The organism is Streptomyces sp. NPDC002809, from assembly GCF_040295435.1.
Taxonomy (GTDB): Bacteria; Actinomycetota; Actinomycetes; order Streptomycetales; family Streptomycetaceae; genus Streptomyces.
In genome coordinates, this window is the sequence record NZ_JBEOVJ010000040.1 from 1 (window position 1) to 22,710 (window position 22,710).

A 22,710-nucleotide genomic window follows, 5' to 3' on the forward strand; every position below is an offset into this window, starting at 1 on the left:
CTCTGCCACGCATGGACCAGGGGCAACGGCAAACACCAAGGCGCGGCGTTCCGGCGCCTGGCGGAGGCCGCAGGCGGCGACGACACCGTGGACACCTACTGCGCCGCGCTGTCCGGCGCCGACAACGCGGCCTCGAAGCCCGGGAAGTCGACCGGAACACCCGCGACCGCACCGTCGAAGGACCACCCGACGCCCCCTCCCCCACGAGGAAGGAGTGCGGAGCACACCCCCGGCGCCGGTCAGCGTCCCTAAGGGCTGTCCCGACGGGTCCGCCGGCCGGCCAGCATGCAGATGCCGCCGACGAAGGCGGCCAGTACGCCGAGCGCTACGGCCAGTCCGAGTCCGACCGGGGCACCGCCGCTCTCGAGTGCGCGGCCCTGGACCGCGGCGGTGGGAACGGTGCCGGAGTCCTCGCTCAGGAAGTACCGCGAGTCGTTCGAGTTCTCACGGTTGTCCCCCAGCAGGAACATGCGTCCGTCCGGCACCTTCACGTCGTAGGGTGCCGTGTCGAACCCGGCATCCGCCTTCTTCGCATAAGGCTCGTCAGCCCGTGTTCCGTTGATGGTCAGGGTTCCGTCGGCGAAGACGACGCGGTCGCCACCGAGTCCGATGACGCGCTGGAGGACCGGCAGCCCGCCGTAGCGGTCCGGCACGCCGTAGAGCACGACGTCCCCTCTCCGCACGTCGTTGCCACCGGATCGCTCGACCACGACGCGTTCGCCCTCGCGGTACGTGGGTTCCATCGCTGCTCTGGCAGTGACCACCGTGTAGGAACTCAGAACCGTCCAGAGGGCCCCGGCAGCCGTGAGGGCGCCCAGAACCACGAGGGCGAGGTACACGAGGCGCGGGGCGGGAGTGAAGAGTTTCACGATCCCTCCTGTGCCGGCTCGACCGCGTCGGCGGTGTTCTCCGGGCCCGGCAGTTCGCCCTGACAGGTGGCGCGCCCGTAGGAGCCGGAGGCCGTCGCGGTCTGGACGTGCCGTCCGCGCACGGCGAGTGCGCAACGGGCCTGTCCGCCCTCGGCATCGAGCGTGATGGTGACGATGGGCGGGTTGCCCAACGGGACGCGCACGGTCTTCTTCCACGGCAGGGAGACCCGGCGGGCCACGACGGCCGTGCCGGACTCGCTGCGGGCCTGGTAGGTCAGGTCGGCGGTTCCCTCACCTGTGACCTCGTACGTCACCGCGGCCGTCGGCCTCGCCGGCTCGACGCTCTTCTCCTGGGTGCCGAGCACCCCGTACAGGACGAGGCCGGCGCACACGGTGAGGAGAAGCGCTCCGACGGCGATGCCGCGCCGGTCGGCGCGCCGGCCGGCCGCGCTCCCGGACTGCGGCGGTTCCGCCTCCGCGGACACGGGATCCGGAGCTGGGCGGCCCGCTGCTGAGGGCTCTGGCTCTTCGGTCGGTGGCATGCGTCGTCCCGGCTTCCCTGAGGCGTTGTTCGGCTCCGCGCCATGGCTCAGCCGCGGGCCGGGCGGTTATACCCCAGATGCGGTGCGCAGTTCCACTGCACGGAAATAGCGGGCGAATCACCCCCGAATTCGGGGTCAACTGTCGGCATTGTGCCGTGGCTTGACTGGCAGGCCATTCGGTGACTAGACATCACCCGCTTCCGCCGAGCGCCAACTCGCCCGGGTGAACTCCGTGTTCACGAGGGGGCTCAATCATGCATCCGGTCGGCCCGAGCCGATCGGCGGTTCGGCGTGTCCGCATTTCCCTCTGGCGCCCGGCCTTTCGCGCGCACGGGGGCGCGGGGCGTCGTAAGGGAAAGGGAATAGGGACGTGAAAGTCCGGTACGGGAGACTCGTCTCCTGCATGGTCGTCGCCGCGGTGGTGAGTACGGGGCTACCCCAGCTCGCCTATGCGGCACCGGCCTCATCCCCTGGTCACGACGGTGACAAGGGTGTGGTCGACACCATCAAGGGATGGTTCTCCGAGGATGACGGCGAGGGCTCGTCTCAGCCTTCGGCGGGTGGCGAGCTGGCGATCCCCAGCCGTGAGAAGCTGCCGAAGGGGAAGGCATCCGCCTCGGCCCGGCGCGTCAGGGAACTGACTTCGCGGCGTACCGAGCACGCACGGTTCTGGGAGTTGTCGGACGGCCGTGTCCAGGCCGAGGTTTCGGCGGTGCCGACCGGCTACGGGGTCGGCAGGGGAAAGACGAAGACCTGGAAGCTGATCGACACCGGTGTATCCGCCACGGATGCCGCGGGATTCGATTTCTCCAACACGTCCAATTCGGCTCGCAGCTGGTTCGGGTCCGGCCCTGGAAAGCTGCTGAAGTTCCAGGCCGGCGAGGACGGGCCCGCTGTCACCCTCGGCCTTGAGGCCGCGGAGTCGAAGTCGGTGAGCCCGACGGCGAAGGGCTCCACGGTCACGTACAAGGACGTGGCCGCGGGCGGAGCCGATCTCCAGTACCAGGTGGGCCCGGGGCATGTGAAGGAGAACATCCTCCTCGCCGGGGCGCCGTCGGGACCGGTGTCGTACACCTTCACCCTGGACGCGGGAGGGCTGACACCGAAGGCCCGCAAGGACGGGTCCATCGCGCTGTACGGCGAGCTGCCGAACACGCCGGTGATGTCGATCCCGGCCGCGTACATGACGGACACCCGCAAGGACGCCTCCTCGCCCTACGGACTCGCCTACAGCCCCCGGGTCGACCAGAAACTGGTGCGGGACGGCGACGACTGGAAGATCGTCATCACGCCGGACACGAAGTGGCTGGCTTCGAGCAAGCGCCGGTACCCGGTCACGATCGACCCGACGATCACCGTCATGCCGACGGCCGCGCAGTCGCAGGACACGATGGTCCTGTCCGACCAGCCCACCGCGAATTTCAACAACACCTGGAAGATGTCCGCGGGCAAGACCGACACGGGCATCTCACGCTCGCTGATCAAGTTCCCGATCAGCGAGATCCCCACCGGGACGAAGATCGACACGGCGCGTCTGGAGATGTACTACGACCAGACGCACACCACCAATGCCAACGATGTCACCATCGAGGCGCACCGGGCGACGGGTGCCTGGGACGAGTCGACGGCGACCTGGTCCAACACCAGCGCCCTCTCGGGCGAGCTGTCGGGCACCACGTACCAGATCGACGACGGCGACACCGGAACGGCCGCGGTGGGCGAGTGGCCCAAGGCCGCCACGACCGGCGGTGCGGCAACCGGCGACGACTACGCGTACAACAAGAACTCCGCCACCGGCGAGACGTACACGTGGCAGCCGCAGATTCCCGAGACCGCGTCCTACCGGGTGGAAGCCCACTTCCCGCCCGCCACCGACGCGGCTACCGCGGCCCCGTACACGATCAGCCACCGCGACGGCACCGCAACGGGCACGGTCAACCAGACCGGGACCGCCGCGGCGTGGAAGGCGGTCAGCGGCACGCAGTACTACTTCGCCCGCGGCAATGCGGGCGAAGTCGTCCTGGGCGACACCGGATCGTCCACCACGCGCAACATCGCCGACTCGATCCGGCTGGTGAACCCGGCCCAGATCGTCAAGAACACCGGCGAGTACAACGCGTGGCACAGGTTCCCGGTGACCGACACCGTCCAGAAGTGGCTCTCGGGCACCGCCGTCAACCACGGCTTCGTGCTCCAGGCCAAGGACGACACCGCGGCGGCCACCCTCACAGGCGGTCCCCGCTACGAGGCCGGCGACGGCTCCACGTACGGCGACGAGACGGCCGGCCTTCCGCGGCTCACCATCACCTACGGCAAGGTCGGCTCCGCACTGAGCTCGCCGACGGTCGTCCACGACACCGGCCCCGAGCTGAGTTGGTCCGCGTACTCCAACAAGTCCGGCGACACCGGCCAGGACATCGTCGAGTACCAGTTGCACCGCTCCACGCAGCAGGTGTTCACGCCCTCCGCCGCGACGCTCGTCGCCCCGGTGGACAAGGCCACCACGGCCTACACCGACACCACCGCCACGCCGACGCCACCATCCTCGGCGCAGGAGATCAGCCGCACGTACTACTACCAGATCGCGGTGAAGACGAAGGACGGCTCGGTCATCGGGTCGCCCACGCGCGTGGTCGGAGTTCCCAAGTCCGGCCGCACGATGAAGCTGGTCCAGGGCACCGCCGGCGGGGTCACCGACACCACGCTCTCCTCGCAGCAGCCCGCAACCAACCAGGACACCATCCAGTCCTTCGGCGTGGGCCAGAAGTGGCTCAGCGTCGGCAACAACTCCGGAACGTACGGAAAGACCCGCACCACCCTGAAGTTCCCCACGGCCTCCATCCCGACGACGGCCACCGTCCTCGAATCGAAGCTGTACATGTGGGGCGCGGAGACCACGACCGACACCGATGGCGCGATCTACGAACTCCACGGCCTGAACAAGGACTTCGCGGAGACGACGGCGACCTGGAACAGCGCCGCCACCGGCACCGCGTGGACCGCGCCGGGCGGTGACTTCTCCGCTGCCGTCTCCGACACCGTCGCCCAGGTCTCCGAGGTCGGCCGCCACTGGTGGGACGCCACCTCCCTCACCCAGAGCTGGGTCAGGACACCCGCCGGCAACAAGGGCGCCCTGGTCAAGCTGAAGGACGAGACGACCGCCGGACCGCAGGAACGCACCCTGTTCCTCGCCTCCGAGGGCGAGGACCAGCAGCTCGGCCCGCTGCTGCGCGTCATCTACGTGGACGCCACCTCGGAGAACACGTACTACGCACCGCAGACACCGGCCCGCATGACGCCGAACTCCACGTACACGGTGGACATGACGGTCACCAACACAACGTCCGCGGCGTGGGCGGCCGGTGAGCGGGTCCTCTCGTACACCTGGAAGCTCCCCGACGGCACCGACGTCACCACCGGGGGCAACCAGGTCAAGACCGCGGTCCCGGCACTCGCCCCGGCGGAGTCCGCGACGGTCAAGGCGCAGGTCAAGACGCCGATCAACTCCGACTCGGGCAACAAGCGCACCGAGTACGTCCTGGGCTGGGACATCCAGAAGGTCTCCGACAGCACCTGGCTGTCCGCCGGGACCGGTGGCATTCCGTCGCTGAAGCAGAACGTGGCGGTGGAGGACCCGACCTCCAACGCGCTGGGCCTGGAGAAGTTCTACTCCTATACGGGCAAGAACACCGGCGCCGGCTCGACGGTGATGAACAACCTGGCCGCAGGCAACTCGGTCTGGTCGTACAACGCCTTCACGAACCCAGGGCGCGGCCTGACCACGTTCGCACGGTTCTCGTACAACTCGCTCGACACCTCGGACACGGTGTCCGGTGCGGGCTGGTCGGCGCAGGCGGCAGGGCCGGTCCGGCTCGGCGCCCCACTGGACTTCCAGCCCAATCCGAACCCGACGGAGATCCGCCTCCCCGACGGTGACGGCACCACGCACGTCTTCCGGAAGCAGCCGGACGGCACGTGGAAGGCCCCTGCGGGCGTTCACTACAAGGTCACGATGAAGTCGGGCCTGGACTGCACCCCGAACAAGGACCCGATCCCGGACGCGTGGACGCTGACGCGCCCCGACGGCACGCGCTTCCTGTTCGGCTGCGACGGCTACATGACGTCGGTGACCGACAAGAACGGCAACACGCAGACGTACACGTACGAGGAGCGCAAGTCCAACAACAAGCCGACGAAGTTCCTGACGTACATCACCGACCCGGCCACTCGGCAGTCGTTGACGGTCGACTACTACAAGAAGGGTGACGCGTCGTACGAGTACATCGACGACACGGGCGCCAAGGTCACCGGCACGAAGCTCAACAACTCCAAGATCTACGACCACGTGAAGTCCATGACGGACATCTCGGGCCGCAAGGTCTCGTTCTACTACACGGACAAGGGCCTGCTGGGCCGGTTCGTGGACGGTGACGGCTCGGCGCAGCCGAAGGTCTTCGGATTCACCTACGACGCCACGCAGGGCAACAAGAACGTCAAGCTGGTCAAGGCCGTCGACCCGCGCGGAAACGCCACGTCGATGGCGTACAACGAGCCGTCGGCGGGCGACGACCCGAAGTACCACTGGTGGACCAAGAAGGTCACCGACCGCCTCGCCGGCGACACGGACTTCACGTACGCGGTGAACACCACGAACGCGAAGTTCACCGACGCGACGGTGACGGACGCGGAGTCCCACGCGACGAAGTTCGTCACGGACGACTTCGGGCGCCCGGTGCAGACGACGAACGCGAAGTCGCAGACCACCACGATGGCGTGGGACGCCGACAACAACGTCACCTACCTGGAGGAGGCGAACGGCGCCAAGTCCGCCTACTGCTTCGACCAGAAGACGGGCTTCCCGCTGTGGTCGCGCAACCCGGAGAGCAACAAGGCAGGCGTTCCGCCGCCCTCGGACTGCGCGCCGGGTACCTATCCGACGGACTCGCAGCAGTACACGTACCAGACACGCCTCGACGGCTTCTCGGCCGACCTGTTCAAGAAGACGTCGCCCGAGGGCCGTACGTGGCAGTTCGGGTACGACTCGTTCGGCAACCTGAAGACGGTCACGGACCCGAAGGGCGTCGCCACGGCGACGGCCGGGGACTACACGACGGCGTACGAGTACGACGCCTACGGTCAGATGACCAGGACGACGGATGCCAACGGGCATGCCTCGACGAACAGCGACTTCGGTCCGACCGGCTATCCGAAGACCATGACGGACGCGCTGAGCAAGTCGACGACGTATGTCTACGACGAGCGCGGCCAGGTCACAGAGGTCACCGACGCACTGGGCAAGAAGACCACGCAGACCTATGACGCCTACGGACGTCCGCTGGTCAGCACGGTGCCCAAGGACCAGAACGCGGGCGAACTGATCACGGCGCCGGCGCCCGTGTACGACGCGAACGACAACACCACGAGGACCACCGCACCGGACGGGGCCGTATCGACCGCGGTGTACGACAGCGCGGACCAGATCACGTCGGCGAGCGCACCGGCGAACAACAACACGAGCCCGCGCACCTCGACGTACACGTACGACAAGGTCGGCAACCTGAAGACGACGACCGAGCCCAAGGGCACGGCCACCGCTTCCGACGCCACCGACTACATCGCAACCAACTACTACGACGAGATCTACCAGTTGGCCTCGGCGGTCAACGCGGCCGGTGACAAGGTCTCGTACGTCTACGACAACGTCGGCAACGTCACCACGATCGTCGACCCCAAGAAGAACGCCACCGCGGACACCACCGACTACACGACCAAGAAGGACTACGACCTCAACCACCGTGCCGTCCAGGTCACCGACGCGGCCGGGAAGTTCACCACGCAGACCTTCGACAAGGACGGTCTGACCCTCTCCACGACGGACAAGGAGAACCGGACCACCACCGTCACCTATGACGAGCGTGGCAAGAAGACCGAGGTCAAGGCGCCCTACGACGGCACCAGGACGCGGTCGACCAAGTACGAGTACGACCAGGTCGGCAATGCGACAAGGGTGACCACGCCGCGCGGCACGGCCACGGCCGCGGCCGACGACTTCGTCTCCCGTACCGAGTACGACGCCCTCAACCGGCCGGTCAAGCAGTACCAGCCCTACGATCCGGCCGACAGCCGGTACAACGACCCGAACGTCTACACGCGCACGGACTACGACGCCGTGGGCCGGGTCTCCAGGACGTCGATGCCGCCGTCCGAGGGCGAGAGCGTCCGCAACGACACCACCCAGGACTACTTCGACAACGGCTGGGTGAAGAAGTCCACCGACCCGTGGTCGATCGTCACCGACTTCGACTACGACAAGCTGGGCAAGCAGGCCACCCGCACCATCTCGGCGGCGGACGGTTCGGCCAACCGCACCATGACGTGGTCGTACTATCCGGACGGGTCGCTCAAGAACCGGGCGGACGACGGCGTCCCGGTCGGCCAGGCCGTCGTCCTGGTCGACAACTCGGACACCCAGAACACGTCCTCCACCGGCACCTGGACAGCGGCGGACGCAACCGGGCAGCAGGGCTACGACCATCGCACCCACGCAGCCGGCGCGGGCACCGACGCGTACACCTGGACGCTGAACATACCCAAGGACGGCAGCTACACGGCGTACGTGAAGTACCCGAAGGTGACCGGAGCCGCCACCGCGGCGAAGTACACGCTCACCCACGGCACGACCACCGAACCGGCTGTCACCAAGGACCAGAACGCGAGCACCGGCACCTGGGTGGGGCTCGGCACCTACACCCTCGAGCAGGGTGAGGACGCCAAGCTCAAGCTGGACCAGAACAGCGCCGGGACCGTCGTCGCGGACGGCGTCAAGCTGGTGCGCAGCACCGCCGGCGAAACCGACAACGAGAAGCACGACTACGCCTACACCTACGACATCAACGGCAACCTGACCAAGATCGACGACACGTCTTCCACGGCGAAGATCGACGCCTACACGGTCTCCTACACGGGTCTGAACCAGGTCGCGAAGGTGACCGAGGCGCTTGCCGGGCAGGACAAGAAGTCCACGACGTACACGTATGACGCCAACGGCCGGGCCGACACGGTCACCCACCCCGACCAGTACTCCAAGTACAGCTACGACCTGCGGGAACTGGTCAGGACGGTGACGGTCGGCAAGACGGCCACGGACGCCGATCCGAAGGTCACCTCGTACACGTACACCGACCGCGGCCTCAAGCTGAAGGAGACCAAGGGCAACGGCAACACCGTCGACTACACGTACTACGCCGACGCCGCGCCGAAGACCACCACGGAGAACAAGCCCAACGGCACCCTCGTCTCCTCGCACACCTACGCCTACGACGCCGACGGCAACAAGGCGCAGGACGTCGCGAGGAAGATGGACGCCGACAGCCGCTCGTCATACCTGTCGTCGACGACTGACTACACCTATGACCCCGTGGACCGGCTCGCCAAGTCCGTCAAGACGGGCACCGGGGCCGGCACCGAGACGTACGTCCACGACGACAACGCCAATGTCATCAGCCAGACCGTCAAGGGCGTCACCACCGCGTACGAGTACGACCGCAACCGGCTGCTGACCGCGAGCAGCGGTGGGAGCACGGCGCGCTACACCTACGACCCGTTCGGCCGGCAGGAGTCCACCACCAGCGGTGGCAAGGTCATCGACCGGCAGGTGTACGACGGGTTCGACCACGTCGTGGAGTCGCAGAAGGCCGACGCCGCGGGGACGCTGAAGTCCACCACGTACGTCTTCGATCCGCTCGACCGGACCTCGTCCAAGACGTCGGACGGCAAGACGACCGACTTCGACTACCTCGGTCTGTCCAACGAGGTGCTGGACGAGAAGGTCGGCAGCGAGCTGACCAAGTCGTACCAGTACAGCCCCTGGGGCGAGCGGCTGTCGCAGATCAAGCACAACGACGACGGCACGTCCGAGGACGGCTATTACGGCTACAACAGCCGCACCGACGTCGAGACACTGACCGACGAGAACGGCGACTCGAAGGCGACGTACGGCTACACCGCCTACGGGAACAACGACGACGCCGAGTTCACCGGTATCGACAAGCCCGACGCGGCCGACCCCACCAAGGAGGAGTACAACCCCTACCGCTTCAACGCCAAGCGCTGGGACGCCCGGTCGGGTACGTACGACATGGGGTTCCGCGACTACAGCCCGGGGCTGAACCGCTTCACCACCCGTGACATGTACAACGGGGCCCTCGCCGACATGAGTCTCGGCGCGGACCCCTACACGGGCAACCGCTACGCCTTCACCGGCGGCAATCCGGTGAGCCGGACCGAACTCGACGGCCACAGCTGGCTGGACCCGATCAAGGACTTCTTCTCGGGTGGCGCGAAGGTGGCCACGAAGGCGCCCAAGGGCGTGTTCACGGCGGTTGAGGTCTTCCTCAACGGAATCGGGTGGAACACACCCACGGCGCCCAACGGCGTCGAGTCGGATCCCGGGGACACCCCTGACTACAACAAGGGGCTGCTCCTCAAGCCGGACTCCAAGAAGGAGTGGCAGCCGGCCGACACCCTGTTCCCGTTCACCCGCGACGACTGCGCGGCCGGCCAGAGCATGACGTACTACGCGCCGCTCGACAAGCAGGGCAGGGCCCAGGGCGCCTACGCGTGCCTCACCGCCGGTGGCTTCAACTACACGGACAAGGAGGGCAACACGATGTTGAACACACCGGACACGGAGATCATGGGCAGCAACGCGCCCTGGCCTCCGTCCACGCCGGGGTTCTTCGAGAACGCGCCGCCCGGATTCAGGCTGGGGAACAAGCCCCAGATGAACCGCGGACACCTTCTCGCCCGCCAGCTCGGGGGAAGCGGCACGGACCGTCGCAATTTGGTCCCGCTGTATCGCACCGCGAATTCCCCGGAGATGTCGACACAGGAACAGAAGATCGCGGACTCGATCGCCGCGGGAAATACCGTCTACTACTCCTCCGTTCCGGTATGGGGAAGCGATAGCAACCCCATTCCGCTCGGTGTTACCATGACCGCCTATACGTCCACCGGGGCCAGAATTGTCGATCAGACGATTTGGAACAGGCCCTGACCAGGGCGTAGTCGGTAAGTGAATTGCGCGGAGGGGTGCACATGGAATGGGTCGAACGCCTGGTGACGGTCACGGGTTGGGGCGGCGAAGCCGGCGAACCCGACTGGTCCGGAACCGAGGAATTCCTTGGCACCCCTCTCCCCGATGATTTCAAGGAACTGCGTCGCCGCTTCGCGCCCTGGGGTGCTTTCAGTGACCACCTCCTGGTCCTGGAGGCGAACGAGGATTCGGAGTCGGTGCGCGCCAACCACGCGAAATTGCTCACCTCGGTCTCGGCCAACCCGGACAACCGGCGGAATTTCGAACCCGCCGGCCTGCTCGGCGCGAACGAGGACAGCAAGGGAACGGGCCTTGTGCAGTGGGGCTACTCCTTCATCGAGGAGGAGTACTACTGGCTGGCCGACACCGCACGGGATCCGGCGACATGGCCGGTGATGGCCCGGGTGGACCCGCTGGAGCCCTTTCAGCGTTTCGACATGTCGGCCTCGGAGTTCGTCTACCGCGTTCTCACGGAGACGGGATTCGCACCCTTCGGTGTCGCAGCGTCGATCCCCGCGCCCTCTTACCGGGCTCTTTGATCCTGGCCGCAGATCAGCCCGTTCGACACCACGGCCCGCCCGGTTCTTCCCGGGCGGGCCGTGGTGCGTGGCATTCGGTCCGGGACCGGATCGGCAATGTGCCCCCACTCCGGACTTCGGGGCCCGCCCGGCACAACGGACGTGCACGCAGCGGGCCCTCATTCACCGGCCGCGTCGCCGGGCCGCGCTCTTCGGACCGCGCGCTTCGGGCCTCGTGCTTCGAACCGCGTGCTTCGGACCGCGCGTTGGAACCCCCTTGGTCAATTCTGTTCTGGTGGTTCATCGTGGGACTGAGGGGTCAGAAGTACCGGGCAGTGCGCATGGTGCAGCACGGCGTGGGTGACGTGGCCCAGGGGCGCACCGACAGGGACCGACCGGCGGCGGGAGCCGATGACCACGGCGTCCGCCTCCGCGGTTGCCGCGACCAGTACGGCGGCTGACGACGCGGCACGCACGACATCGTGGGCGACGTCCAGACCGGGTCGCTCCTCGCGCAGTCGCGCGACGAGACGCGCGACCTCGGCGCTCTCGGTGGCCGCGAGTTCGGACGGGTCGTCGAACATCGTCGCCATACTGCCGACGTTCTCCAGGAAGATCCACACGCTGACGACGCGCAACCGGGCTCCGCGGCGCAGCGCCAGATCCGCAGCGAGACGTACTGCCTCACGGTCCCGGTCATCCCGCGCGGCGGCCATGACGACCCCGGCAGGACGGTCGCGCTCACGTGGGGGAACCACAACGGTGGGCACCCTGGAGCGGGCCGCGACCCGCAGGGCGTCGGAGCCCACGAGCAGCCCCAGGAACCCTCCGTGCCCGCGCGTCCCGACGACGATCGTGCCCTCCTGACCGGCCTGGCCGAGCAGACAGGCCGCAGTGTCGTACGGGCATGTGGCCGTCGTGACAGTGACACCGGGAGCAGTCTCTCCCGCCAGCGCTTCCGCCTCGGCCAGCACGTCGGCGGCGTGGTCCTTCGCCTGCCGAACTCCCTTGAGGGACAGGCGGGGATGTCCCGATTCGGTCCTGGTGGCGTGCACGATGGTCAGCGGCTGCCCCCTGGAGTCGGCCTCGGCTGCCGCCCAGCGCACGGCCCGGTGGGCGTCCGGCATGGCATCGGTTCCCACGACCACGGGCCCGTCCAGAGTCAGACTTCGCCGATTGTTCCGCATGGTCCCTCCTCGATGCGGTGGGGGACGACACGGCTCCCTCCGTTCGGGGCCGCGGTCAGCGGTCGTCCCCGAGCTGATTTCCGGTCGCGACTGTCACCTCATCCGTGTCGTAGGGCACGATCTGCACAGCGCAGTGCGCATGGTGCAGCAGCGCGTGAACGACATGCCCTGGCCCGAGCTGCGGGACGGTGCGCCGCTTCCGGCTCCCCACGATCAACAGGTCCGCGTCCCGGCTGGCCTCGACGAGCCCGGCGGCGGCCGACCGGGCAGTGATGACCTCGGTGCGCACGGTCGGACCGTCCCGGTCCTCCCGGATCCGGGTGGCAAGACCGGCCAGCAGCCGTTGGCCCGGGCCGTCGAAGTGCCCGGCCTCGTCGGGGAGGTCGCGACGGGTTCCGGATCGCGTCAGCGTGCTCCGCACATGCAGCAGCCGAAGGACACCTGTGCGAGCCCGTGCCTCCCGCGCGGCCTGGACGACCCATTCCGCGTCCCGTTCATCCGCGATCGCGGCCACCACTGCGGCCACGACCGGCACGCCGTCCCCCCGCTCGGTCCTGCCGTGCACCACGACCACGGGCACGCGGCTGCCCGCGACAGCGCCGAGACCGACCGGCCCAGGGAGGAGAGGGCCGAATCCACCGCTGCCCCTGCTGCCGACAACAATGGTGTCGCCCGGCCGGGCAATCGCGTGGAGCGCGGAAACCGGCCTTTCGCGTCTGAGTTCGAGCGCGACGTCCAGTCCGGGAAATCGGTGCGCCGTCTCCCCCGCCAGTCCTCGCAACAGTCCGCGGCCGCGTTCCAGGACGTGTTGCGATGTCTCGAACGAGGCGAATCGATCCAGGCGGTCCAGATCGACGGCGTGTACGAGGCACAGGCCCTGCTGATGACGGACGGCCCGGGCCGCTCCCCAGAGCGCGGCAGTCCTGGCATGTTCCGAACCGTCCACACCTACGACCGTCTTCGGGGCTTCACCGGCGCCGGGCATGTCAGTACGCATCACGGCTCCTCGTACATGCGTCTGCCTACATTGTCGGTCTGTTCGCCGTCCGAAGCGACGCGGACGATGGCCCACGAGGACGACATCGGAGGCCGCCCCGAACCCCGCAGGGACAAGGGTCGCAGGGCACAGGGACAAGGCGCCGTACGGCTGTGACGCATCCGGTGGGCGAGGTCCGCGACGAGCGGGCCGCCCGGGTCGCGGGGGCGGGTGCGTTCCCGGGTGGCCACCGACTTCGGGCCGGGCGGGCAGCCCGCCGCCGCGCGTCGATGTCGCTACCGGGCCTGGGACTTCTTGTAGCTGGGGTCCAACCGGAATTCGGGGCACTCTTGGTTCTGGCATGCGCCCGGGCCCCAGGTCGGGACGAATATGCCGAGAGTCTTGTGACGATGGACTGCGGCCGGCACGGACTGCTTGCAGGCCGGACATTCGTACGCTTCTCGCTTACGTCTGACTTTGACCATATTTTTACGATATGCCCGCACTGGCGCATCGGAAAGTGCCCCGCCTCCTCGCCGGTCCTCCACCACAGGTGACGAGCCGGGCGTCGGCGGTGGCACCCGGCGGAACGGATCCCACCCGGCAGCTGCGGGGCGCAGGCACGGAAGAGTTCGCCATCGCCCCCACCGGCGCCGCCGGCCTCGGAGGCCGCCGAGCGGTCTCCTGAACATCCGCCTCCGTCTCCGCCCCGGGCGGCTGTGGCCGCAGGCATCACACATGCCACGGGTGTCATAGCTGTCACAGGTGCCGTAGGTGTCTCAACCAGCTCAGGCATCTCGGGCTACTCAGGTCGCTCAGGCACTGCAGAATGCAGACACCGCGGACACCGCAGGCGTCACAAGCCGTTCGTGTCGCCGAGAATCGCCAGGAGGTCGCAATGGACGAGCGCGCCGCCGTCCAGCTGTGCCGCGGCCACCTGGCGCGCGGGCCGGTGGGCCGGGTCGGGGAACATCTCGGTCCACTCCCGGTTGAGCGCGTCGCGGTCGCGGTACGCGGCGAGCCAGAACGTCATCTTGAGGATGTCGTCCGTGGTGCCGCCCACCGTCTCCATGAGCGCGCGGACGTGCGCGAACACGTTGGCGCACTGTGCCGGCAGGCCCGTCGGCATCTCCCCGGTGGCCGGGTCGCGGCCGGTGAGGACGCCCGAGGCCAGGAACGGGCCGATGCGGCTCGCGACCGGGACGGGGTTGGCATGCCCGAACCCCGGTAGGTGGACGCTGACGCGGCGCGGCACGCGATCAGGGTGCGACGACATGGTTCTCGATCACCCCGAGGCCCTCGATCTCGGCCCTCACCGTGTCCCCCGCCTTCAGGAAGCGTCCCGTGGGGGCGCCGATCCCGGCCGGGGTGCCGGTGGCGAGGATGTCGCCCGGCATGAGCGTCATGACCTGTGACAGGTATGCGATCTGCTCGTAGATGTCATGGATCATGTCGCTGGTGGGCGAGTCCTGCCGGACCTCGCCGTTGACACTCAGCCGCATCCGCAGGTCGTGCGGGTCGGCGATCTCGTCGTCCGTCGTCAGCCACGGGCCGATCGGTCCGTGCGTGTCGAAGGACTTGCCCAGCGTGAAGGTGGGCGAGCGCTTGGCGAGCCAGTCGCGCACGGACACGTCGTTGGCCACGAGGTAGCCCGCGATCACGGAGCGCGCGTCCTCGGCGGCCACGTGCCGGCAGCGCTGCCCGATGACGACGCCCAGCTCCACCTCGTAGTCGAGCTGGTCCGACACCGCAGGCTTGTGGATCGCGTCGTACGGCCCGACGATGCACGACACCTGCTTGTTGAACCACATCTGGCTCGTCGGGATCGGCACGCCCGCCAGGCGTGCCTCCTCCGCATGCTCCTTGTAGTTCATGCCGATGCCGAGGTACTTCTGCGGCTCGTCGACCGGCGCCTCCAGCACGACGGCGTCGAGCGGGAGGCCCGGGCCGTCGGCCGCGAGGAAGGCTTCCCGGAGCGTGCCGAGCACCGGCAGAATCGCGCGCAGCGACGTGCCCGCACCCGGGACGTCGGAGATGTCGGTGATCCGGTCGCCGTCGACGCGCCCGAGCCGTATCGGGCCGTCGGCCACGCGGAATCGTGCGATCTTCATCGTTGTCCGTCTTTCCCTGTGGTCTCGTCCTGCGCCTCCAGCTCCGAGGGCATCGCAGGCCATACGTGTTCGCCGTCCGGCGTCATCTGGAAGCTGAGGAAGCGCCACTCGCCGTCGTCGCAGCGCCGCACCACCTGGGTGACGACCCCGCCGAGGACCCGCTCGCCCCCCTCGGGGGAACGGAGCCGGTTGGTCAGCCGGCCCGTCATGACGGCCACGTCGCCGACGAGCCGGATCCGCAGCTCGCCACGCTCCGAGTCGAGGTAGGCCCGACGTGTCGCGACGTGCTCCAGGAGCTGAGCCTTGCCGTGTGTGAGCCCGGGGGCGTGGATGTGTACGAGCGACTCGTCGAACATCGCGTCCAGTGCCGGGATGTCCCCCGCGACGAGGGCCGCACGGCGACGCTCTTCGAGGGCGAGCAGCTCGGCCCTGGTCGCGGCGTCCGCGCTCACGACGGTACTCACAGGACCCCCCGGTACGAACCGCCGTCGAGCTGGAGGTTCCGGGTCAGCTCCTGGCCATCGTCATGATCACCTCCCTCGTCTACGCGGTCATCGAGGGCGGGGTCGCCGGCTGGGGCTCCGCAGAGGTCGTCATCGGGTTCGTCGTCGCAGCCGCGACCCTCGCCGCGTTCATCGTCACCGAGTTGCGTTCCACGCACCCCATGCTCGACATGCGGCTCTTCTCGTCCCTCGCCTTCTCCGGCACGGCCGTCGTCATGTGCCTCACCCTCTTCGCCCAGGTCGGCCTCGTCTTCACCCTGAGCGAGTACTTCGGACTCGTGCACCACGACTCCACCTTCGACATCGCCATCCGCCTCATCGCTCTCAACGGCTTCACCGTCGTCCTCGGCCCGCTGGTAGGACGCCTCATGGTCCGCACCACCCCCGGCCTCGTCCTGATCGTCGGCCTCGCCGTGGGCGGCGTCGGCGCCCTCCTCGTCACCAGCTTCGACGCGTCCACCGGGGTCGCCGTCTCCGCCGCGGTCATCGGCGTCCTCGGCATAGGCATCGCCCTGGCCACGGCCCCCATCACCACCATCGCCGTGAACAGCCTGCCGCCCCGACTCGCCCCCACCGCAGGTGCCGCCAGCAGCGCCCTGCGCCAGATCGGCAGCGCACTCGGCCCCGCGGTCTTCGGTGTTCTGCTCACCAACCGCACCCTGGCCACTCTCCCGGGCCACCTCGCGGCCTCGGATCTCGGCCCGGCCGACCGGGGGCAGGTGCTGGGTGTCGTCTCCGACGCCGGCATCCAGGCCGGCGCCTTCCTCCGCCTCTCCACCGGCCCGACCACGGCCCAGGCCCAGTCCGTCTACGGCGCGAGCTTCACGGACGCGCTGCACACCTGCGCCCTCATCGGCGGCATCGGGATGCTGGCCGCCGCCGCCGTGGCACTGGTCACCATCGGCGTACGCAAGACCGCGCACAACGCCGCCGCCGGCACCTGACCGATCCGGCGGCCCCGTCCAGCGCGCCGGTACCGGTGCTGTGCGGTGCGGTGCGGTGCCGGTGCGGCGCCGGGCGCTGAAGGCTCATCGTCCGTGTGAACGCCGTCCCACGACGGCGTTCACACGGACGGCCGGGACAACCAACGCCCACCGGGCCTGCGTCGAGGAGTACGACGGGCAGGGCGGGAACCGGAGCTGCACCCGCTGGTACCGAGGGGTCTACGCCACGGCCCGTCCTGGCACCTGGTCCGGGACGGACGGCGCCGCGGCCGGGCCCTCCTGCGTCGCTTGCCAGGCTGCCGCGCACAGGGACTCGGCCACGGCGGCCGTGTAACGGGCGGCTGCGAGCCAGTAGGTGGCGAAGCCGTCGGTGTCGGCGGGGAGAAGGCGGCCGAAGAGGTCGCGATCGCGTTGGGCCGCCGAGGCGCACATGGCCCTGAGGAGTCCGGCGGCCGTGGGGAGGCCCGCGCGGCGGATGCGGCGGGTCTCGGCGGTGACGTCGCCGAGCATGCCGAGGGCGGCGCGGCCTGCCGGGACCGCCTGTTCGACCCTGCGCTCCAGGAGGTACAGGGGCGAGTGCTCGCCGGACCCTCCGGGCTGTGGCGGGGCGGGGTGCACGGGGGCGCCCGGGTCCGGGAGGTCGGCGCGGCTCAGGCGATCGAGGCCGAGGTCGATCGTGCCCTCGCCCGTGGGGTGTGAGCAGGCGAGGAGGGTGAGCCGGGGGTGGAGGGAGGGCACCAGACGGCCGACGATCCTCAGCCGTGTCCCCGGCGCCGCGGCCAGCAGCATCAGATTGTCGCGGTGGGCCAGCGCGGGGTCGTCGTCGGCGACGGTGAGCCGCACGGGAACGCCTCCCTCGCACCGCGCGAGCAGGCAGGTGCCACCCGCCTCCCGTACGGCGCCGATGAGTTCGACATCCAGGAAGAGCAGGTCGCTGCCACCGCCGTCCGGGTCTGCGTAGCGGGAGATGGACCGCAGCGCGCGGGCGGCCTGTTCGGAGGGCGGCGTCTGCCACAGGGCGGCGAGCGGCAGCTCCGTCCACGCCGCGCCCTGGGCGGTAACGGCCTTGACGCCCTTGCCCGCACCCAGTCTTCCGTCCGGCGAGACCGTCGCCCCCGAGACGGCCAGGCCGGCCCGGCCCAGCTCCCGATGGGTGAGCGCGCTGTCCCCCAGGCGCACGGCCCTGTCGGCCACGCCCAGGGCGCGTCCGACGCCGCCGGGTGCCACGTCGCCGACCGTGAAGAGGCGGCCGTCGGATCCGGCGACCCAGGTGCGGACGCCGCCGTGCCCCGAGTCGGTGACCACGGGTTCGGTGAACAGGCCGTACAGACGCAGCGAGCCGTCCGGGCTGTACGGGCGGCGCGCGCGCCCTCTGACAGCGGCCAGTTCCGCCCCGGACGCCGTCCCCACTCGGTGTGCGGTGCCCAGGAGTTCGGTCAGGGCCGTGACGAGATCGGCGGTGCGGTAGGACGGATCCCCGGCGCGGGCCGCGCGCAGCAGCGTGACGACGGACAGCGCCGCGCTCGCGGCGCGCGGCAGGTGCCGGAGCCGGGCGGTGTGCGCGGCACGGAGAAGGGCCGACTGGGTGACGGCGCCGGCCCCGTCGACGCCTGCCTCCAGCACGGCGGTGCCCGCCGACCACAGAGCGGCGGCCGCGGCACGCTGGGCCGGGCTCGCCACCTCGGGCGTGGAGGCGGCGTCGGGGGTGGGGGTGGAGGCCGGGTCGGGGGTGGAGTCGGGAGCGGGGGCCGGGTCGGAGGTGGAGGCCGGGTCGGAGGCGGGATCCGTTGCGGAGGCGGGGTCGGGGACCGCCCCTGGGGGCTGGTCGGCGAGCTCCGGCGCCAGGTCCGCCGCGGGGGCGGCGCAGGCGGCGGCCGCGCGGTGGGCGCATGCCGGGGCCAGGAGGCAACCGCAGGTGATGGCGTCCGCCGTCGCCACCACGCCCCCCGGGGCGTGCAGCCGCAATTCGGTCTCGTCGTCGACCTCGATCGTCACCGTGTCCCCGTCACGGTGCGTCGGGCGGGCGCCGAGCTTGGTGACTGCCGCGTCCAGCCGCTTGCGCAGCCGGGGTGAGAGCTCCTCCACCAGCATGGCCGTGACCTCGGGCGCTACGGGTGGCAACTGGGCGGCGTTCATGCGGTCTTCTCCCCTATCCAACGGGCCAGTTCGAGTGGGCTGAGGGCCGCCACAGGCATGCCGGCGGCCACGAGCTGCCCTGCGACGCCCGTCGAGTAGCGGGGCCGGCCGGCGTCGTCGAGACTCGCGCACCCGAGGACGTGGCAGCCGGCGGTCACCAGGGCCCGCACCTCGGACAGCAGTCCGCCGAGTGGCGCGCCCTCCTCGAAGTCGCTGATGACGACGACGAGGGTGCGGGTCGGCACCGTGATCAGGCTGCGGGCGTGCCGCAGCCCGGCGGCTATGTGTGTGCCCCCGCCCACGCTCACCTCCAGCAGGAGGGAGAGGGGATCCTGCACATGGCCGGTGAGGTCGACGACCTCCGTGGAGAAGGCCAGGAAATGGGTGCTCAGGGTCGGCACCCCGGCGAGCACGGAGGCGGTCAGCGCGGACCAGATCGTGGACGCCTCCATGGATCCGGAGACGTCGGTGACCAGGATCAGGCGCCAGTCGGCCGACCGTCGGGCGCGACTGCGGAACACCGGCCTCTCGGGGATCACCCGGACCGTTCCGTCGGCCGTCCGCCGGGCGGTGGCCAGGTTGGCGCGCAGCGTGCGCGGCAGGTCCAGCCGACCGCCGGGGCGGCGGGTGGGCCGGGCCAGCATCGTGCCGGTGAGGGCGGGCCGCAGCCGGGTGGCGAGCTGCCGGGTCAGTTCGTCGACCAGGCGGCGGACCAGGGGCCGTAGTGCCGCAAGGCGGGCTTCGGGGAGCCCGCCGGCGTACCGCAGGATCGTCCGGAGCAGTTCCACGGAGGGGGTGACTGCCGCCGGGTCGAGTTCGGCGAGGACGTCCTGCCGGCCCGTCGCGGCTGCGGCGGCGAGGACCTCCTCGCGGATGCCGGGGCCGAACAGCGCGGCCAGTTCCTCTGACCACTCGCGGACACCGGGGAATGACGGTTCCCGGCCGCCGCGCGGTCCGGAGCCGCCACCGTGACCGGGGCCGGGAAGGCCACTGCGGGATCCCTCGCCGTGTCCCGCGCCGTAGAGCTCGTCCAGAGCGGTCGCCAGGCGGCCGGCGCCGGCCGGCAGCTGGTCCGGGCGCCGGCCGAGCACGAGCCGCCACCGGTCGGCGGGCGCGAGGGTCCGCGCGGGCGCCGCGTCGGTGGGGGGTGCGGCAGGCGCGGCCCCGGTGGAGGGTTCGGCGGGCGCGAAGGTCCTCGCAGGCGCGGCCCCTGTGGAGAGTGCGGCGGGGTGGCCGGACAGCGGTGGGAACCGGTCGTCGTGCGCGGGTGGCGGAACGGGCAGGCCGAGGCCGGTCAGGAGCTCGCGGGCCGCGAGATCGGCCTTTGTCCGACGGGCCAGCTCGTCCGGATCGTCCGCGTCAAGGGTGTCCACCCGTTCGCCCAACCGCTCCTCGACGGTGTCCAGCAGCCGGTCCCGGGCGGCCGGGCTCAGGGTGTCGAAACCACCGCGCAGGGCCGGCAGCCGGGCCAGGAACGCGGTGTCGTCCAGCTCGACGACCCGGTGCAACAACGGATCCAGGGCGCCGACACCGACGGTCAGAAGGGGGCCGGCCACGGTCAGGACGCCCGTGAGGCGGGCGGTGAGCGCGGCCCGCGAGGTGCTGTCCGCGGCTCCGTCCACCCAGGAGGCGACGCGTCCCCCGAAGGCCTCGGCCTCTTCGTGGCCCGTGAGCACCCTGACCGCTCCGGCGGCCGCGGCGATCAGCGGAGTGCCGTCCAGGGCCAGCCGGGCGAGGGCGGCGCTGAGCCGGATGCCGCCCACCCGGTCGGCCCGCTGGGCCAGTTCGAGCAGCGCCCGGGCGTCCTCGGGCTCCTCGGAGCCGGTCAGGCCGTCGACCTGGCGGACCGCGGCCGAGGTCAGGAGTTCGGCCGCCCGCGCGGTGCGGGTGGCACGGGCGGAGACGGCGGCGGTGGCGGTGGCGTCCGTGGCCGAGGGCTCGTCGGGCTCGGCCAGGCCCGGCAGGTGGCCGGCGTGGATACGATCCAGCAGGTCGAGCCCGGCAAGGAGTTCGGGAAGGGAACCGCTCGCGGGGAGTACGACGGCCAGCTCCGTCAGCCGCTCGTCGGCAAGAGCGGGGAGCCCGCACTCGGCGGCCTCCGTGAGGCCGCGGACGACCTGGGCTGCCGTCGGTCCGCCGTCAGCGCGCTCGGCCGCGTGTCGCTGCCGCAGCACGCCCACGGCCGCCTGGGCCGGGGTGACGCCGCGGGCCCCGGCCGCGGTGAGCATCGCGACCGTCGCCGGGGTCCACCGCACCTGCCAGCGCGTCGTGAGTCCTTCCGTGCCCGCCGCGCCGGTCACCCCCTGCTCCTGCGCGTAAGGGATGCCGCACACCGTCAGCCTGCGCAGCAGCAGTTCGCGGCGCCGGTCCAGGGTGGAGCGCGCCGGGTCCAGCCGGAGGTCGCGCGGTGTCTTCTCGTGCGCGTCCTCGGGGCCGGGGAGGGAGAGCGCCGCGGTCTCGGCCTCGACCGCGGGGCCCAGTCCGCTGCGCGGTGCGGCGGGCGCGGGCCGTCCGGTGCGGGCTCCGACGAGTACGCGTTCGAGGGCCCGGGCGACGGCGCGGCCCGTGCCGTAGGTCTCGCCGCGCCCCAGTACCGTCTGCACGGCTTCCAGGAGTTCACCGCGGCCGGGGGCGGGCAGGTCGCGCAGGCGGGCCAGGTCACCGGCCACCCGGACGACCTCCCGGCCCTCCGCCGGGCCGTAGGGGTGGCCCTGTTCGCGCAGGGCGGCGCAGACGCGGACCGCGGTGCGGATCAGCGCCTCGTGCAGCGCGGCCGGGTCCCCGGCGGCGTCCAGGACGGTGTGCTGCCACTCCGGGTCCCGGATGCCTGCCGGGTAGCCCGACCGTGAGTCGAGCAGCGGGTACGTGTACGGGACCAGGGAGACCGTGCACGCCGCCGTCCCGGCAGCGCCGTTCACGCGGCCGTCCGCGCCGGGACCTGGCGAGGCGGGCGCGTCTGCGAACACCTTTGGTGCGGGGTCCCCTGCGACTGACGGCAGCAGCGCCGGGGTGTGGAAGGCTCCCACCACCACGGCGGGCCGCCGCCCGTTCGCCAGGGCCTCGGCGACATGGCGGCGCATACACGCCTCGCGCACCAGGTCCGTGCGTTGCACCCCGCCCCGCGCCTCGGCCTCGTGGCGCAGTGCCCAGCCGGTGAGCAGGGCGGCACGGCGGAGCGCCTCGGGTGTCGATCCGGGGGCGAAGGTCTCCACCAGCCGGTCCCACAGGTCGTCGCCCTCCCGGCCGGTGAGCCGGGACCGGAGCGCGTCGGACAGTCCGTGCCCCTCGCCCGGAACGGGCGCGGAGTCCGCGCCCGGGGCGGGGGCGGGGCCGTCCGGAAGGTCCCCCGCCCACGCCCGGTCGGCCAGCGGCAGATCGCAGGCAACAGCCGGGACCCCGTTTCTCGCCGCCCAGCGCAGCGCGACCAGTTCGGGCGAGAAGTCCGCGAACGGGTAGAAGGCCGGACCCTGTCGGCCTTCGGAGACGGGCCCGGTCCCGTCGGCGGGTACGGCGGCCAGCGCCACCGGGGCCTCGGTCTCCTCGTGGGCGAGCCAGCCCAGCCAGGGCTGGAACTCGGCGGGCAGTTCGACGAGGAGGACGTCGGGGGCCGCCGCGTCCAGCAGTGCCGGGAGGGCGGCCGCCAGCGAGGGCGCGTGGTGGCGCACCCCGATCAGGAACGGCAGCCCGGGGCCGGCCGCCGCGAGGGCCGCCACCGCGGCTTCCGCGGTGGCGGGCCCGGCCCCCGGGCCCTGCGCCCGGGAAACGGCCGGCGCACCGGTGGGCGACAGCTCGACGGTGGACCACGTCTCGGGGATGGTCGACTCGCTCAT

General features: G+C 70.5%; 12 protein-coding genes and 1 pseudogene. 4 read left to right on the forward strand and 9 right to left on the reverse strand.

Translation table 11 applies throughout. The annotated features are described in order from the left end of the window. Positions 1-252, forward strand: a pseudogene (locus tag ABT025_RS22940) (hypothetical protein); the annotation flags it as partial. Here ABT025_RS22940 and lepB read toward each other — a convergent pair. Beyond that, on the reverse strand, positions 249-869 hold the full coding sequence (lepB, locus tag ABT025_RS22945; RefSeq protein WP_350997442.1) for a signal peptidase I: 621 nt from the start codon (positions 867-869) through the stop codon (positions 249-251). The pseudogene ABT025_RS22940 and the gene lepB sit on opposite strands and share 4 nt — an antisense overlap. Next, complete coding sequence (locus ABT025_RS22950) at positions 866-1,354, reverse strand: hypothetical protein (protein ID WP_350997445.1); 489 nt, start codon at positions 1,352-1,354, stop codon at positions 866-868. The genes lepB and ABT025_RS22950 overlap by 4 nt, the downstream gene beginning before the upstream one ends. Before the next feature lie 460 nt (positions 1,355-1,814). Here ABT025_RS22950 and ABT025_RS22955 point away from each other — a divergent pair, with 460 nt between their 5' ends. After that, positions 1,815-10,466 (forward strand): golvesin C-terminal-like domain-containing protein, encoded by an 8,652-nt coding sequence (locus ABT025_RS22955; RefSeq protein WP_350997600.1) that lies wholly within the window; start codon positions 1,815-1,817, stop codon positions 10,464-10,466. A gap of 41 nt (positions 10,467-10,507) precedes the next feature. After that, complete coding sequence (locus tag ABT025_RS22960) at positions 10,508-11,044, forward strand: hypothetical protein (protein WP_350997448.1); 537 nt, start codon at positions 10,508-10,510, stop codon at positions 11,042-11,044. Between the two features lie 260 nt (positions 11,045-11,304). Here ABT025_RS22960 and ABT025_RS22965 read toward each other — a convergent pair whose 3' ends face one another. The 5 genes from ABT025_RS22965 to ABT025_RS22985 all read right to left on the reverse strand — a co-directional run bounded on the left by ABT025_RS22965 (position 11,305) and on the right by ABT025_RS22985 (position 15,761). Next, on the reverse strand, positions 11,305-12,210 hold the full coding sequence (locus tag ABT025_RS22965; protein ID WP_350997451.1) for a universal stress protein: 906 nt from the start codon (positions 12,208-12,210) through the stop codon (positions 11,305-11,307). Positions 12,211-12,265: 55 nt separating this feature from the next. Next, complete coding sequence (locus tag ABT025_RS22970) at positions 12,266-13,207, reverse strand: universal stress protein (RefSeq protein WP_350997454.1); 942 nt, start codon at positions 13,205-13,207, stop codon at positions 12,266-12,268. Positions 13,208-14,042: 835 nt separating this feature from the next. Further along, positions 14,043-14,441, reverse strand: a complete 399-nt coding sequence (locus tag ABT025_RS22975; RefSeq protein ID WP_350997457.1) for a RidA family protein — start codon at positions 14,439-14,441, stop codon at positions 14,043-14,045. Positions 14,442-14,445: 4 nt separating this feature from the next. Continuing rightward, positions 14,446-15,297, reverse strand: coding sequence for a fumarylacetoacetate hydrolase family protein (locus tag ABT025_RS22980; RefSeq protein ID WP_350997460.1), 852 nt, complete (start codon positions 15,295-15,297; stop codon positions 14,446-14,448). After that, positions 15,294-15,761 (reverse strand): YybH family protein, encoded by a 468-nt coding sequence (locus ABT025_RS22985; protein ID WP_350997463.1) that lies wholly within the window; start codon positions 15,759-15,761, stop codon positions 15,294-15,296. Before ABT025_RS22985 ends, ABT025_RS22980 begins: the two co-directional genes overlap by 4 nt. Positions 15,762-15,823: 62 nt before the next feature. On the opposite strand from ABT025_RS22985, the gene ABT025_RS22990 reads away from it, so the two are divergent. Beyond that, positions 15,824-16,744, forward strand: coding sequence for an MFS transporter (locus ABT025_RS22990; protein ID WP_350997466.1), 921 nt, complete (start codon positions 15,824-15,826; stop codon positions 16,742-16,744). Positions 16,745-16,963: 219 nt separating this feature from the next. Here the strand turns inward: ABT025_RS22990 and ABT025_RS22995 are convergent, their stop codons facing one another. Beyond that, a complete protein-coding gene (locus ABT025_RS22995; RefSeq protein ID WP_350997469.1) occupies positions 16,964-18,880 on the reverse strand; it encodes a hypothetical protein in 1,917 nt (638 codons plus the stop codon). Then, positions 18,877-22,710, reverse strand: a complete 3,834-nt coding sequence (locus ABT025_RS23000) for a vWA domain-containing protein (protein WP_350997472.1) — start codon at positions 22,708-22,710, stop codon at positions 18,877-18,879. Before ABT025_RS23000 ends, ABT025_RS22995 begins: the two co-directional genes overlap by 4 nt.